Here is a 14,967-nt window from a genome sequence, read left to right as displayed (position 1 = left end):
CAAAAAACGCCCCAATTTATATTGGGGCGTTTTATTAGCTTAATCCGAAGATTAGTCTAATGGTTGAACTTCTTCAGCCTGGAAGCCTTTTTGGCCTTTTACAACACTGAATTCAACACGTTGGCCATCACGAAGTGAACGGTGACCGTCACCTTGGATTGCACGGAAATGAACGAATACGTCATCACCACCATTGCGTTGAATAAAGCCGAAGCCTTTAGTATCGTTAAACCACTTAACTACGCCTTGTTCGCGAGCAGCTGTCATAAGTTAATCCTCATTGTACCGAAAAGAAGGACCACCCGGTGTTGCAAACAGCAGAGCAAACAAGTTTGAAAATATTATTTTTAAGCTTGTAATCATTCTGTAAAACTATTAACAAAATCCCGGTTACATCCATTTATTTGCAGGACGAAAAACAATCAATTTGTTTATCTAAAATCCCACTAACTCATCGAGCTTAACATGGGTTTATAACAATTAATAGCCTTTTTTTAGGTTTGTTCTAATTGATTTCGCTATTTTTTTCAGAAATTTGCATAAGGTTTTTTTAATTATTATTTCGTTTATATTTTTTTAAAAAAGTTGGGATTTGGCATCCTATTTGCTAATATTTAGACCCCTTTTAAAGTCGAATGAATATTACGGAAATGATTGACAACGCAGATCAGATTCGCACCGTCGATGCCATGGGTAAACCATGCCCTATGCCGTTATTGATGTTAAAGCGTGCCCTGAAAAGCCATCCCGGCGAAACCTTTCTGCTGAAATCATCAGATCCACACAGCCAGATGGATGTTTCGCGTTACTGTGAGTTAAATCAGCTGAAGTATGATATGCAACGAATTTCCGACGTGGAGTTTCACTACATAATTGAATCTTAAAAATTTTCAATTAAACTATTTATCTCCACATTCGTATAAAAGTTTACATATCTCTACCCAAATATCCATCATTTGACTGGAGATTGGATTAACATAAATCTTAGATTTGGGAATGATCCCGTTATTCCTCAAGGAGAACACATGAGTGACAGCAGCAATCAATTGATGCCCCTGTCATTATCGGCGCCAGGTGTCAATCTCGGTGCTTATATTAGTACTGTCAATCAGATTCCTATTTTAACTGCCGAACAAGAAAAAGAGTTGGCAGACCGATATTTCTATGACCAGGATCTGGACGCAGCAAAAATGCTGGTGATGTCCCACCTGCGTTTTGTAGTCCATATTGCACGTAGTTATGCAGGTTATGGCCTGCCTCAAGGTGACCTGATTCAGGAAGGTAACCTTGGCTTAATGAAAGCGGTTAAACGCTTTGATCCGAATATGGGTGTTCGTCTTGTTTCCTTTGCCGTGCACTGGATTAAGGCTGAAATCCACGAATATGTAATCCGTAACTGGCGTATTGTCAAAATTGCGACAACTAAAGCTCAGCGCAAACTGTTCTTTAATCTGCGTAGTCTGAAAAAGTCATCTAAAAAGCTGACCTTAGATGAGGCTCGATCAATTGCCAATGACCTGAATGTGACCCCCGAACAGGTTCTGGAAATGGAAGGTCGATTGACTGCCTATGATGCAGCATTTGAAGCTTCAGGTGATGATGACGATGAAGGTTCAGGTCATGTCGCTCCAGCGCTATATCTGGAAGATAACCGTTATGATCCGGCACGTCTGATTGAAAATGAAGACTATGAAGAACAAAGTACAGCTGCCCTGCACGATGCCATGGAACAACTGGATGACCGTTCACGTAACATCTTGCAGCGTCGCTGGCTGGATGATGAAAAATCTACCCTGCATGAGCTTGCCGCAGAATATAATGTTTCTGCAGAACGTATTCGTCAGCTTGAAAAGAATGCCATGGAAAAAATTAAAGTTGCGATGTCTTCCAACTAGGTTCCATATCTTATATAGAAAAGCCTTCAGATCTGAAGGCTTTTTTGTCTTTTAATACGGTGTTTCAGCCTGTGCTTTTATGCTAAGGTTAAGCGCAAAATTTACAGGAAGATCAGTTCAGATGTGGATTGCAATTTCAGCGATTAACCTGGCCCTTGCAGTAATGCTGGGCGCTTTTGGTGCACATGGCTTGAAAGCACGTGCAACTGAAGCACAGCTTGGCTGGTGGCAGACTGCAACCGATTACTTTTTCTATCATGCGCTCGGCTTGTTGCTGTTAGGCATTCTGGCAAAAGTGATTCCACAGTTGCCGATTAAACCAAGTTTTATTTTGATTCAATTGGGCATTTTACTGTTCAGTGGTTCACTCTATATTATGGCACTTGGTTTACCGCGTGGTTTGGGTGCAATTACCCCGATCGGAGGCGCACTGATGATTGCAGGCTGGCTGACCCTGGCCTGGAATGCATTTAAATACATCAAGTAAGAACTGATCACATTCAGAGGGTGCCAAAATGAACATCTATATCAATGGCGAACAACAACAGACTGACTGCACCACCTTAATGGAACTGGTTCAGCACCTTGCGCTTGAAGGTAAGCGCTATGCCGTTGAAGTCAATGAAATGATCGTTCCCAAAAGTAGACTGGCAGCAACGCCAATCTGTGAGGCAGACAAAATCGAAATTATTCACGCTGTCGGTGGCGGCTAAGGTTCGGAAATACTATGCAAGATTTACTTCAAATTGGCTCACGCCAGTTCCAGTCACGTCTGTTGGTTGGTACAGGAAAATATAAAGACTTACAGGAAACAGATCAGGCGATTCAGGCGAGTGGTGCTGAAATTGTTACGGTTGCAATCCGTCGCGTGAATATCGGCCAGCATCCTGACCAGCCAAATCTGCTATCCGTGATTCCACCCGAAAAATATACCATTCTGCCAAACACCGCTGGCTGTTTTGATGCTAACAGTGCTATACGCACCTGTATGCTGGCACGTGAGCTGCTGGATGGTCATAACTTGGTAAAACTGGAAGTTCTGGGTGACGAAAAAACCTTATATCCAAATATCACTGAAACTTTAAAAGCAGCACGCACCCTGATTGATGATGGTTTTGAAATTATGGTGTATACATCAGATGATCCAATCGTGGCGCAGGAACTGGAAAGCATGGGTTGTGTTGCGATCATGCCTTTGGGAAGTTTGATCGGCTCAGGTCTGGGAATTCTGAATCCTCATACCATTTCTATCATTAAGGAAAATGCCAAAGTGCCTGTACTGGTCGATGCTGGTGTCGGCACAGCCAGTGATGCAGCAATTGCGATGGAACTCGGTTGTGATGGCGTGTTGATGAATACAGCCATTGCAGCAGCACAGAATCCAGTCTTAATGGCATCTGCTATGCGTAAAGCAGTAGAAGCTGGTCGTGAAGCATTCTTAGCGGGTCGCATGCCACATAAGCGTATGGCGAATGCCAGCTCGCCTGAGACAGGTTATTTCTTTAAATAAACTCGTTGATAAGAAAATTAAGTGCAAAAATAAAGGACTCAATCGAGTCCTTTATTGATTTGCTACGATGTATTAAGGAATTAATCCTTCATCACGCATAGCAATCTGTACTGACTGACGCTCTGCGACTTTATTACGAATGTGAATGATATTTTTATAAGGTGTCAAATCGTGTTCGATATGATTTGACCAGTTAGTAAGTACAAACAGATAAGCATCTGCTGGTCCAAAGTTATCATCCACCAGGTAATCATTGTCTGATCCACCAATGGCTTTATCAATGTAACTTAATAAGCGGTCAATTTCTGCATACGCCTTTTTCTTGGCTTCCTCATCCATTGGCGCACCAAAGAATACCGCATAAGCATCATGTAATTCTGAGTTTAGGTAACCTAACCATTCCAGGACTTTGGCACGTCCCATACCTGATGGAGGAATTAAATCTTGTTTTGGATCGTGTTGTGCCAGAAATGGAAGAATCGCAACGTTCTCAGTCAGAATCAGGCCCGGGTTAATTTCCAGTGCTGGAACATAGCCTTTTGGATTGATCTCGTAATAATCTGTGCCTTTCTCAGTTTTATGTGTTTTTAAATCAACACGTTCCAAATCAAAATCAACATTAATTTCATTTAAAATAATATGTGCTGCCAACGAGCATGCACCAGGTGCATAGTAAAGCTTCATTTCTGATCCTTGTTATCTACTTCTCAATGTTTTAAATCGCTTCTAACAAACTTTCAAGTGATCAAACCTGTAAATTGCAAAAAAGCGTAACTGCCGCCAAAAGACATTTACTTCTTCAATATTGAGTATATTCCAGACATTTTCAAGTCATTCTTGTGTGGATTTTTATACCAGGACGATTAAGATACGCGGGGTTAAAAGTGAAATGATGAAATTCTGTGATAAGTCTGAAAAAAGAAGAATGGTTTTCCAATATCCGCACTGATGTTCTGGCTGGCCTGGTGGTCGGATTAGCCCTCATTCCAGAATCGATTGCGTTTTCTGCCATTGCTGGCGTCGATCCTCAAGTCGGTCTGTACGCATCTTTCTGTATCGCGGTATCTATTGCCTTCTTCGGTGGTCGCCCAGCAATGATCTCGGCAGCAACTGGTGCGATGGCGCTCCTCATGATTACTTTGGTCAAGGAGCATGGTCTGCAATACTTACTGGCTGCCACTATATTAACCGGGATTATTCAGGTAATTGCCGGTTCATTTAAAGTTGCCAAATTGATGCGCTTTGTTTCGCAATCAGTGGTCTATGGCTTCTTGAATGCCTTGGCGATTCTGATTTTTGTTGCGCAAATCCCGGAAATGCAAAAAATGGATGTGACCGGTTATCTGTTTGTTGCGATCGGTTTGGCAATTATCTATTTATTTCCTTATCTTCCGAAAATTGGTAAAGCCATCCCTTCTCCACTGATCTGTATTATCGTCCTCAGCGGTCTGGCTCTTGTCCTCGGATCAGATATGCGTACCGTGAGTGACTTAGGACATTTTCCAGATACCTTACCAGTTTTCTTGATTCCAGAAATTCCGCTGAACTTTGAAACACTACAAATTATTTTTCCTTATTCAGCGACTTTGGCCACTGTCGGTTTACTTGAAACCATGATGACCACCACTGTAGTCGATGAAGTCACCGATTCTGAAAGTGACCGCCATCAGGAATGCCGTGGTCAGGGTATGGCCAATATCGTCAGCGGTTTTATGGGTGGCATGGCCGGTTGTGCCATGATTGGACAGTCGATTATCAATGTCTCGTCTGGTGCACGTACCCGTCTGTCTACGCTTGTGGCAGGCGTGTTCCTACTTTGCCTAGTGGTATTTCTAAAAGATTGGCTGGCTTATATCCCGATGGCAGCACTGGTAGCCATTATGATCATGGTGTCATTTACCACCTTCCAGTGGGGTGCTATCAAGCAGTTTAACAAGCATCCGCTTGCTTTTAATGTGGTGATGATTACTGTTGTGCTGGTAGTTTTGGTGACCCATAACCTGGCATTAGGCGTGTTAATCGGCGTGGTATTGTCTGCCCTGTTCTTTATCAACAAACTGGAAAATACGGTTCACGTATATACTCATTTGCTAGATGAACGTTCTCGTCGTTATGTGATTTCCGGGCAGATCTTTTTTAGCAGTTCAGACCGTTTCTATCAGTTCTTTGACTTTAAGGAAAACCTGGCAGTTGTTGAACTTGATCTGACCCATGCCCATATTTGGGATGTCACTTCTGTGAATATGTTCAATAACGTCGTACAGAAATTTAAAGCCCAAGGAATTGATGTTCAGGTGACTGGACTGAATGAAGCCAGCAGTACTTTGGTCGACCGTTATCAAACCTGATCATCATTCATATGATTTAAAAGGGCCAATTGGCCCTTTTATTTTTCTGAGGAATAAGCTCAATGCCAGTTTTTAGTAGTGAATTCCTGAGAAAAGTTTGACTTGCTCCGCTCAGGACTTAAAATACCGCATTCTGAATTTTTAGATTTGCCAAAGTTATGTCGAACGATCAATTAGACCAGCAAGTCGTGGAGCTGGACAATTTAAGCGAGCACCGTGAAATTGTGACGTTTATGCGCCGCTCAGCGCCATTAAATACCTCTCAACGTACTGCGCTTGAACAATATGGTCACTTAATTTTGGAATATCCGGTGGGTGATTTGCGTCAGCATTTTGAGCACCCTGAACGTCCATTGACTGTAGAAATCGGGTTCGGTATGGGTCGTTCACTGGTATTGATGGCCAAAGCCAATCCTGAACGTAATTTTGTCGGTATTGAAGTGCACGTACCTGGCATCGCACAATGTGTGTATGAAGCAGGTATGGAAGGCTTAACCAACTTGCGTGTCCTGGATGCCGATGCAATTCAAGTCCTACGTGAAATGCCGGATAACAGTATCAACACGGTGCAGTTGTATTTCCCTGATCCATGGCAGAAAAAACGTCACTTCAAACGCCGTTTCGTATCACACGACCGCATGCCATTGGTTGAACAAAAGTTAGAGCTCGGCGGTACATTCCACGCTGCGACTGACTGGGAACCGTATGCTGAATGGATGCTGGAAGTGCTTGAAGAGCGTCCACGTTTGGAAAACCTGGCAGGTAAAGGCAACAGTTATCCTCGTCCTGACTGGCGTCCTCAAACCAAATTCGAGCGTCGTGGTATTGAAGCCGGTCACAAGATTAATGACTTTATCTTTAAGAAAATCTCTTAATCCAAGAGGAATCCAAAAAAAGCGCTGATAATTCAGCGCTTTTTTATGAAAAGAATTTATCTTCGAATTAATGAATGATCGCGATCAGAATATCTGAAATCAATTTTAGAAAGAAAAATAGATTGATCATCTTTATGCCAGGCAATTTTTCCTAGGCATTACTCACTTTAACGCAAGAAGATACGATAAATCAATTTTAAAATCGAACTGCCATACGGTGGATAAATCAGCTTCATCAAACTGAATTTTGGACGGCTAAATACCGACTTGGCATGACTAAAGGTCTTAAAGCCTTCATGTCCATGATAATGTCCCATTCCAGATGGGCCAATCCCACCAAAGGGCATATCCTCCATACCTGCCGTCATCAAGGTTTCATTGAGACAAACTCCACCGCTATGTGTCGCATGTAATACTTTTTGTTGCTCAGCTTTGTTATAGCCAAAATAATATAGTGCCAATGGCCGGTCATGCTGGTTGATGTAGTTAATTACTTCATCCATCTGCTCATAGCCAATGACGGGCAGAAGTGGACCAAAGATTTCATTCTGCATGATCAGCATATCGTCACGGACATTGGTCAAGACCAGGTGCGGCAAACGGCGCCCATCTACTCCCTGTTCAATCTGATGCAACTGTGCACCTTTGGCCTGAGCATCCTCAATATATCGCTGTAATCGAGCAAGCTGCCGATCATTAATGATGGTTGTATAATCCGGATTGCTTAAAATACTATTTGGATAGAACTGTCGAATAGCATCGAAGTAAACTTCAATAAAAGCTTGGATTTGTGACTGATGCACAAATGCATAATCTGGTGCTACACAGGTCTGCCCGGCATTCATGGTTTTACCAAAAGCTAGACGGCGTGCGCTTTCCTGTAAATCTGCATCCTTCGCAACGATAACAGGCGACTTACCACCAAGCTCCAGTGTGACTGGGGTCAGATTCTCCGCCGCCGCATGCATCACATGACGTGCAATTGAAGTCGCGCCAGTAAAGAGCAAATGATCAAATGGCAAAGTAGTAAATTGCTGCGCGACTTGTGCATCCCCCGTAACTACAGCAATCTGGTCAGCTGTGAAATAACGGGCAATCAGCTGTTGAAACAGACTGGAAAATTCCGGGGTATGTTCACTCATTTTTAGCATGACCCGATTACCCGCAGCCAAGGCCTGGCCCAAAGGACCAATGGCGAGGAAAAGCGGATAATTCCACGGCACCACGATACCAACCACGCCTACTGGCTGATACATCACATAACCCGTGGCTGGCTGAAACAGAATACCAACCTGACGTTTACTCGGCTTCATCCATTTTTTCAGATGTTTCAAGCTGTGTTTCAGTCCATTCAAACTGGTCAGCACTTCAAACAGCTTGGTTTCGTCAAGACTCCGGTTCGAGAAATCCCGACTAATGGCGGCAGCGATCTCATGCTGATGCTCCACCACCATTTGGTATAGTGTTTTGAGTTGCTGTTGACGCTGCTCATAGTCTGGATATGCTGCTTGCAAACATGCCTGGCGCTGCTGCTGGAAAATATCCTGCATGTATTTGGCACTATCCAGATTTGCACCTTGTTCCCATGAGGTCATATACGGTTCCTATTTATTCTGTAAAAAGAAATTCTCATATTTTTAAGCAACTTTCGATGTTTGTTGTCTTGCCCGGATCAGATCCACAGCTTTTTCTGCAATCATAATTGTTGGTGCATTGGTATTGCCATTCACGACCGATGGCATGACTGAAGCATCAATCACCCGCAGATTTTGAATGCCATAAACACATAATTCAGGATCGACTACAGACATATCATCAACGCCCATCTTGCAACTACCAACTGGGTGATACACCGTATCTACCCGATTGCGCAGGATTTCCCGAATATCCTCATCATTTTTTACATGCGCAGTAAATAAATCCTGCTTATACAGACTGGAAAGCGATGGTGACTGCATCAATTTTTGTGTCAGTTTAAAGCCTTGGACCAGATCATCCAAATCGCGTTCATCGTTCAAGAAATTTGGATCAATCAATAGCGGATCATGAATGTTTGGCCCGCTCAGTTTAATTGAACCACGGCTGCGTGGATTTAATAAACAGACATGACAGGAAATGCCGTGGCTTCTGCGGAATTTACGTGCATGATCATCCACTAATGCCACCACAAAATGCAGTTGCAGATTGGGAATTTTAAGTTCAGGTGAACTTTTAATGAATCCCCCACATTCAGCAAAATTGGATGCAATCATGCCACGGCGTTCACTGCGATATCGCCCAATCTGCTTAAACATATCCAGTGAACCTGACATGGATATTCCAAAAGTTCCGGCAAATTCCTTGACGCTATAGCCGAAAATAAAATCGGGGTGATCATGAAAATTCTTTCCAACCCCTGGCAAGTGGTGCTTGAGCTCGATACCGTGTTGTTTCAGTTCTTCAGCATCACCAATTCCGGATAGCATCAATAGGTGTGGAGATTGCATGGCACCGGCCGAGAGCAAGACTTCCTGTCGCGCTCGTAACGTTTTTAATTGACCCGCATGCTGCACCTGCACCCCAACTGCCGCTTTTTGTTCGATTATAATTTTATGCGTGGTGGCTTTAGTCCATATGGTCAAATTCGGACGATTAAAATGTGGAAACAGATAAGCTCGAGCTGCGCTACAACGCTCACCATTATCATGAGTCACCTGATAAACCCCTAAGCCTTCCTGCTCTGCACCATTAAAATCATCCAGCACTGGATAGCCCTGCTCACGTGCTGCCTGTAAATATCGCTCATGGAAAATACTGTCTGTTTGCACATCGGATACATGTAAAGGGCCTGCATTACCATGATATTCATTCTGAATGCGATGGTTATTCTCAGATCGGATAAAATATGGCAGTACTTCATCATAAGACCAGCCAGTACAGCCTTGTGCTGCCCAATCATCATAATCGGCACGATTGCCACGGATATAAATCATGGCATTAATTGCTGAGGCCCCCCCAGACATTTACCACGTGGCTGATAACCTTTACGTCCATTCAATCCTTTTTGTGGAACGGTTTCAAAAGCCCAGTTGTTAATTTTGGTTGGTAAACTCATGACACAGGCTGCCGGAATATTTACTGTCCAGGCATTGCCATGCCCACCTGCTTCCAAAAGACAGACAGAAATAGTGGGATCTTCACTGAGACGGCTGGCCAGTACGCATCCCGCGCTCCCTCCCCCAATAATGATGTAGTCAAAGTCCTGTTGCATTGTTATTGTTCCATTTTCATTATTATCTTCTCAACTTAAGATATTTTCTGAAAATAGAACAATTGATATTCAGAATTAAACTCGATGCTTGATCGAGAAATCTGCATGCAATTCAGTTACCTATATGTTTTTTAGGTTTAGGAAGCTTGATGGCGTTGCAGGATCTGCTGACTCATCAAGGCATATACTTCTGCCAGATCACTACGTTGTGACTGTTCCAGCATGGATTGATGCATATTCAGAATATTTTGATCTCTCCGCATAGCAGGACCTGTCTGCATCTGGCGTGGATCATTCTGTGTCGCTTTATTTGCTGTTTCCAGAATTAATGGATAAAGCAGACCAAAATCCACTTGCTGTGCATCGACTACCTGTTTGGCCATGTCGTAACAGTAGTTACTAAAATTACATGCAAAGACTGCAGCTAAATGCAGACTTAGGCGTTGCGCTGAACTATACGAATAAACTCTACCGCTTAGGCTATTTGCTAAATTTTGAAGGATATTTTGGTCTTCGCGATCATGTGCTTCGATAAATAAAGGTGTATTTTCCCAGTTAATCTCACGTTCCAGACTAAAGGTTTGTAATGGATAGAATACACCAGCACGTACATGGATTTGTTTCAGCACATCTAAATGAGTACTGCCGGAAGTATGTACGATCAGGTTATTCGGTAAATATGGATGAATCTGTTCAATAACCATGGTAATTGACTGGTCACTAACCGCAATAATGACCAGATCCACACGATTATCCAGCTGCTCAGGCTTTTCAATTGCCTGTGCCTGGAATTGATCTGCCAGTTGCTGGGCCTTTTCCAAGGTCCGGCTATAAATCTGCACAATCTCATGCTGTACTGACAATACACGGGTAAGATGATAAGCCACTCGCCCTGCCCCAATGATAGTAATCCGCATTTACTCATATTCCTGAACAATTGCGCACAGCATGCCAATAAAAAAAGGACGAAGCAATTCGTCCTTTTCATTTTGATCAATCTAGTTAAATAGGCTATTTAAATAAACCGTTCTTTAGTCTTAAATTTACACCTTCTGTTTTACACCTTGGTCATCGACCGCACGTACAGTCCCAGTGTTGGTATTCATGACTTCAAAGGCAATACGACGGTTTTTATAACGGTCTACATCTTTAGCATTTGATGCATTGGGTTGAGCTGGCCCCATGCCTATCGCATTCAACTGGGCAGGATCGACCCCCTGTTTTACCAGATAGTTCACAATCGCCTGAGCACGCTGTAAAGAAAGTTGTTTATTTAGTTCTTCATCGCCTTGAGCATCTGTGTGACCAATCACTCGTAAATGAACTTGTGGCGCACGTTTCATTAAAGCTGCTGTCTGATCCAGAATCGACTGATTGATGGTCGGGATTTCAGTTGAACCTGGAGCAAAGTTAATTGCTTGCAGATTTAAAGCTGTCGCAACATCTAAGGCTTGGATTTGTTCTATAGGCATACTTGCCAAGACTTTTTCAGCTTCATTGCTCGGCGTATTAATCGCCTTTGCAGTACTAATAGGTTTTTGAGTAATGACCGTCATATTTTTTGCCAGCTGGCGAATTTCACCTGCGATACGTTCAGCATCGGCTGAATTCCCGGCTTGTACAGAAACCTGTTTTCCTTCCCAATGCAAACTGACATTTGGCACACCCTGCATTGCTTTTAATACAGATGGAATCGTATCCTGATCGGTGAATTCAGAATGGTAATTATCATTATTTTCTGAACCGCAACCGATATTATAATTAAAAATCTGTTTGATCTCGTTTTGTAGAATTTCCATATATTGAGGATCATTAATCTGTACCTGACAGCTAGTAATCTGCCCCTCACTTCCAGTACTTAATTTTAGAAATGCAGTTTCAGTTGCGACTGCTTTAGATGCATTTTGCATATCCCGGATATCATCTGGATCATCATCACGTGTACAGCCTCGGAAGAAGAACATAATTAAAGCAGCCACGATAATAAAGGCAATGATCGGAATTAAAAAACGTGATCTTCTTTCTTTTTGAATCGCCGGTTCAACAGGTTCAGGGTCAATCCCCGGTACAGGTGTTGGATGATGGCCAACCAGTGGCGATGCCCCTATAGCAAGTAACAGCTGTGATGCCCAGGTCGGCAACGCTTTTTGAATTGAATCATTATTGGTTTCAATTACATAATTAATTGCATCAGGATTAGATGCATCAGCTTCTGTTTTTAGATACTCAATAGTTGGTTTAATCGAACGGTTTAAGGTCTGTTCAAGCTGCTCTTGTGGCACGCTATCGGACAGGCTGGCCAGATGCTCGAGCAGACGTTGTTTGATTTCAGGTTTTTCTGTGAACAATTCACTGATCTTTGGATTTAATTGCTGACTGAGAGTTTCTGCCTGTTCCGGATGCACACGCAATATACTCAGGAAAATAGGATAAAATTGCGCCAGCGCCTGCTCTTTGGCAGCAACATATTCTGTTTCGCCTTGCAGCACCCTCGGAGTAACATGATATTTTAATCGTTGAATCAGGTCGTCATTCATAAAGTCACCATTCTTTTGATTTTTTAATGATTAATATTTATTCAGTTTAAGACCCGATCTTTTTAGAAAATGTAAATAGTTGTATGAAAATCATAACATTTCAATAGTGCTAGTTAATGATATGTTTACCAAAATAAAAAAAGTCAGCCGAAGCTGACTTTAATAAAAACAATCAGGAACTGATTTATGCTGGCACAAAGCTTTGTAAAACTTTTCCTTTAACCTTTTGATTGATCAATGGTGTATTTTTACCTTGTGACACAATGCTCTCTTTCGTCAAAGTCCATTCTATTTCAGGATCAAGCAGCACCCAACCTGCCTCATTCATCCAGCGCTCTTGCATTTTAGCGACCTTGGCAGGTGCAATCGTCACTTTCTCTACCCATTCCAATGGACTAAACAGACCTTCTTTGATCAGTTGCAAACCAAATGGAAGGAAGGTATCAAATGCAGTAAAGCCAGGCTGAGTTTCTGCAAACGGCGCCATCTTTGCAGAGCTGCTGAGTGGTTCGTGATGGGTACAGATCGCATCAATCACTCCAGACTTCACGCCTTGACGCAGTAACTCTTTATCTGATTCAGAACGTAATGGCGGACGAACATGAGCCAGTGAGTTAAAGCCGTCAATCAGTGCATCAGTTAAATGTAACTGATGCATCGCCACATCACATGTTACTGGGAGACCTTTTTCTTTGGCAATGCGGATCAGCTCAACCGAAGCACCACAAGATAACAAACCAAAGTGTGCATGCACTTTAGTCGCTTCAATCATCAGCAGATATTTAGCAATCGCGACAGTCTCTGCCAGTGCCGGAATCATTGGTAAACCTTGACGTGATGCAATAAAACCCTCATGCACACAGCCATCTTTGGCAATTTGCGGTTCTTCGGCATAGAACACTACAGTCAGGTTAAGACCTGCTGCATATTCTAGGGTACGCAGGACTACATCATCATTGGCAAACGGCGCGCTGGCATTGGATACAGCACTACAACCACCTTTTTTCAGACCCGCCATATTTGCCGGCTGTTGTCCATTTAAACCTTGTGTCTGCGCACCAATCACTTCCAGATAGATACCGCCATCCAGCATGGCTTTTTCAACCAGCCCATGAATCAAGGCACCATTGTCCTGCACGATTGGTTTTGAATCTGGTGGCGTAAACACATGCAGAATACCGTTTTCACGTGCTGCTTTGCCTTCAGACTTCAAGGTACCATGCTGTTGCTGACCTGGCTCACGTAAACGTGCACACAGGTCGACCATAGTAGGTATCAGCCATTTACCTTGACCATTAATCGTTTCTGACACATTTGCAATTTCAGCAATACGCTTACCATTTTCCAGATAAACTGTTTGTACACTGTCAGTTTTTTCGATTGGGTCTAGAACTCGAACATTCTCAATTTTAACAATAGACATGACTTATTCCTTATACCGCAATCGCTTCAATCAAACCTTGTTCCTGGAGCTGGCCCTGCATTGAAAGTGCCAACACCGCCATACGTACTGCAATCCCATTGGTCACCTGATTCAGAATCACTGACTGTGGACCATCTGCAATACTGGAATCAATTTCCACACCACGGTTCATTGGACCCGGGTGCATGACGATGCAATCTGGTTTTGCCATGGCCAGACGTTCTTTGTTTAGACCGTACATTTTGTAGAATTCAGCCTGTGAAGATAGCGCCGGTGAATCAATCCGCTCGTTCTGAATACGTAAGGTAATGATCACATCGCAGTCTTTGATGCCGTCTTCCATATTATTGAACAGACGAACTTCTGGACCGTAATCATCGAAGCCATAAGGAAGTAAAGTATTCGGCGCAATCACACGAATATCTTTACAGCCTAAGGTTTGTAAGGCTGCGACATCCGAACGCGCTACACGTGAGTGCTTGATGTCACCGATAATCGCAATTGAAATATCTTCAAAATTCTTTTTAGTCTCACGGCGAATCGTGAGCATATCTAACATGGCTTGGGTTGGATGGGCATGACGGCCATCCCCCGCATTAATGATGGCCAGATTTGGGCAGACATCTTTGGCAATAAAATGCGCTGCACCAGAAGATGAATGACGTACCACGAAAATGTCCGCTGCCATTGCTTCAAGGTTCCACAAGGTATCACGCAGCGTTTCACCTTTAGAGGTACTTGAGCGTGCGATATCGATATTGAGAACGTTAGCAGAAAGGCGCTTTGCAGCTGCTTCAAAAGTGGTACGAGTACGGGTAGAGTTTTCGAAGAAGAGGTTCATTACCGTTCGCCCTTCGAGCAAATTATTGGTAATGAGCTGATTTTGGTCATTAAAAAAGGACGCCGCAGTGTCCAGTATTTTTGTAAGAGTTTCTTTAGAAAGACCTTCGATAGTCAAGAAGTGTTTTAGATTGCCTTCTTTATTGAGTTGAATCTGGCTCGGTGTATGCAATGCAGCCAAGTGCATGAGAGATTCCTTATACGTTAAGTCAACGTATTATACAGAGATTCACTTCTGTTCGCACTTGGGAAATCGGCTACTTGTACAAAAACCGACTTGATAATAAAA

14 protein-coding genes and 1 pseudogene are annotated in these 14,967 nt (G+C 43.0%); 7 read left to right on the top strand and 8 right to left on the bottom strand.

The window, feature by feature from the left end; translation table 11 throughout:
• Positions 1-51: 51 nt before the first annotated feature.
• A complete protein-coding gene (locus F899_RS06535; protein WP_004280099.1) occupies positions 52-267 on the bottom strand; it encodes a cold-shock protein in 216 nt (71 codons plus the stop codon).
• Positions 268-650: 383 nt separating this feature from the next.
• Between F899_RS06535 and F899_RS06530 the strand changes: the two genes are divergently transcribed.
• The 5 genes from F899_RS06530 to F899_RS06510 all read left to right on the top strand — a co-directional run bounded on the left by F899_RS06530 (position 651) and on the right by F899_RS06510 (position 3,405).
• Positions 651-884 carry a sulfurtransferase TusA family protein gene (locus tag F899_RS06530; RefSeq protein ID WP_212749410.1) on the top strand — a complete coding sequence of 78 codons (234 nt, stop codon included), beginning with the start codon at positions 651-653 and terminating at the stop codon, positions 882-884.
• Positions 885-1,025: 141 nt separating this feature from the next.
• Complete coding sequence (gene rpoH, locus F899_RS06525; protein WP_004894167.1) at positions 1,026-1,895, top strand: RNA polymerase sigma factor RpoH; 870 nt, start codon at positions 1,026-1,028, stop codon at positions 1,893-1,895.
• 121 nt (positions 1,896-2,016) lie between these two features.
• Positions 2,017-2,382, top strand: a complete 366-nt coding sequence (locus F899_RS06520; protein WP_004894164.1) for a DUF423 domain-containing protein — start codon at positions 2,017-2,019, stop codon at positions 2,380-2,382.
• A gap of 28 nt (positions 2,383-2,410) precedes the next feature.
• Positions 2,411-2,608, top strand: coding sequence for a sulfur carrier protein ThiS (gene thiS, locus F899_RS06515; RefSeq protein WP_004812315.1), 198 nt, complete (start codon positions 2,411-2,413; stop codon positions 2,606-2,608).
• A 14-nt stretch (positions 2,609-2,622) separates the two neighbouring features.
• Positions 2,623-3,405: a thiazole synthase gene (locus F899_RS06510; protein ID WP_004894161.1), complete on the top strand. Its 783-nt coding sequence runs from the start codon at positions 2,623-2,625 to the stop codon at positions 3,403-3,405.
• 72 nt (positions 3,406-3,477) lie between these two features.
• Here F899_RS06510 and F899_RS06505 read toward each other — a convergent pair whose 3' ends face one another.
• Positions 3,478-4,089, bottom strand: a complete 612-nt coding sequence (locus F899_RS06505) for a glutathione binding-like protein (RefSeq protein WP_004894159.1) — start codon at positions 4,087-4,089, stop codon at positions 3,478-3,480.
• Between the two features lie 218 nt (positions 4,090-4,307).
• Between F899_RS06505 and F899_RS06500 the strand changes: the two genes are divergently transcribed.
• Together F899_RS06500 and trmB are read left to right on the top strand one after the other, a co-directional pair.
• A complete protein-coding gene (locus F899_RS06500) occupies positions 4,308-5,753 on the top strand; it encodes a SulP family inorganic anion transporter (protein WP_004894158.1) in 1,446 nt (481 codons plus the stop codon).
• Positions 5,754-5,911: 158 nt separating this feature from the next.
• Complete coding sequence (gene trmB / locus F899_RS06495) at positions 5,912-6,628, top strand: tRNA (guanosine(46)-N7)-methyltransferase TrmB (protein WP_004894155.1); 717 nt, start codon at positions 5,912-5,914, stop codon at positions 6,626-6,628.
• Between the two features lie 167 nt (positions 6,629-6,795).
• Here the strand turns inward: trmB and F899_RS06490 are convergent, their stop codons facing one another.
• From F899_RS06490 to F899_RS06465, 6 genes and pseudogenes are all read right to left on the bottom strand, one after another.
• Positions 6,796-8,223: a coniferyl aldehyde dehydrogenase gene (locus tag F899_RS06490; protein ID WP_005221608.1), complete on the bottom strand. Its 1,428-nt coding sequence runs from the start codon at positions 8,221-8,223 to the stop codon at positions 6,796-6,798.
• A 42-nt stretch (positions 8,224-8,265) separates the two neighbouring features.
• Positions 8,266-9,878 (bottom strand): annotated as a pseudogene (locus tag F899_RS06485) (GMC family oxidoreductase).
• Between the two features lie 137 nt (positions 9,879-10,015).
• Positions 10,016-10,795, bottom strand: a complete 780-nt coding sequence (locus tag F899_RS06480; protein WP_005221588.1) for a Rossmann-like and DUF2520 domain-containing protein — start codon at positions 10,793-10,795, stop codon at positions 10,016-10,018.
• Positions 10,796-10,921: 126 nt separating this feature from the next.
• On the bottom strand, positions 10,922-12,415 hold the full coding sequence (locus tag F899_RS06475; protein WP_005221586.1) for an OmpA family protein: 1,494 nt from the start codon (positions 12,413-12,415) through the stop codon (positions 10,922-10,924).
• 184 nt (positions 12,416-12,599) lie between these two features.
• A complete protein-coding gene (locus F899_RS06470) occupies positions 12,600-13,838 on the bottom strand; it encodes a dihydroorotase (protein WP_005221584.1) in 1,239 nt (412 codons plus the stop codon).
• A 10-nt stretch (positions 13,839-13,848) separates the two neighbouring features.
• Positions 13,849-14,865: an aspartate carbamoyltransferase catalytic subunit gene (locus tag F899_RS06465; protein ID WP_004812299.1), complete on the bottom strand. Its 1,017-nt coding sequence runs from the start codon at positions 14,863-14,865 to the stop codon at positions 13,849-13,851.
• Positions 14,866-14,967 lie beyond the last annotated feature (102 nt).

Origin of the sequence: Acinetobacter sp. CIP 101934 (genome assembly GCF_000369585.1) — a bacterium.
Classification (GTDB): Bacteria; Pseudomonadota; Gammaproteobacteria; order Pseudomonadales; family Moraxellaceae; genus Acinetobacter; species Acinetobacter schindleri.
The sequence above is the reverse complement of the archived record's forward strand: the minus strand, read 5'-3'. Positions and strand labels throughout refer to the sequence as shown.

Excerpts from the sequence above, each read along its gene's own strand:
- F899_RS06535 (WP_004280099.1), bottom strand. The coding sequence starts at position 267 with ATGACAGCTGCTCGCGAACAAGGCGTAGTTAAGTGGTTTAACGATACT.
- F899_RS06530 (WP_212749410.1), top strand. The coding sequence starts at position 651 with ATGATTGACAACGCAGATCAGATTCGCACCGTCGATGCCATGGGTAAA.
- rpoH (WP_004894167.1), top strand. The coding sequence starts at position 1,026 with ATGAGTGACAGCAGCAATCAATTGATGCCCCTGTCATTATCGGCGCCA.
- F899_RS06520 (WP_004894164.1), top strand. The coding sequence starts at position 2,017 with ATGTGGATTGCAATTTCAGCGATTAACCTGGCCCTTGCAGTAATGCTG.
- thiS (WP_004812315.1), top strand. The coding sequence starts at position 2,411 with ATGAACATCTATATCAATGGCGAACAACAACAGACTGACTGCACCACC.
- F899_RS06510 (WP_004894161.1), top strand. The coding sequence starts at position 2,623 with ATGCAAGATTTACTTCAAATTGGCTCACGCCAGTTCCAGTCACGTCTG.
- F899_RS06505 (WP_004894159.1), bottom strand. The coding sequence starts at position 4,089 with ATGAAGCTTTACTATGCACCTGGTGCATGCTCGTTGGCAGCACATATT.
- trmB (WP_004894155.1), top strand. The coding sequence starts at position 5,912 with ATGTCGAACGATCAATTAGACCAGCAAGTCGTGGAGCTGGACAATTTA.
- F899_RS06490 (WP_005221608.1), bottom strand. The coding sequence starts at position 8,223 with ATGACCTCATGGGAACAAGGTGCAAATCTGGATAGTGCCAAATACATG.
- F899_RS06480 (WP_005221588.1), bottom strand. The coding sequence starts at position 10,795 with ATGCGGATTACTATCATTGGGGCAGGGCGAGTGGCTTATCATCTTACC.
- F899_RS06475 (WP_005221586.1), bottom strand. The coding sequence starts at position 12,415 with ATGAATGACGACCTGATTCAACGATTAAAATATCATGTTACTCCGAGG.
- F899_RS06470 (WP_005221584.1), bottom strand. The coding sequence starts at position 13,838 with ATGTCTATTGTTAAAATTGAGAATGTTCGAGTTCTAGACCCAATCGAA.
- F899_RS06465 (WP_004812299.1), bottom strand. The coding sequence starts at position 14,865 with ATGCACTTGGCTGCATTGCATACACCGAGCCAGATTCAACTCAATAAA.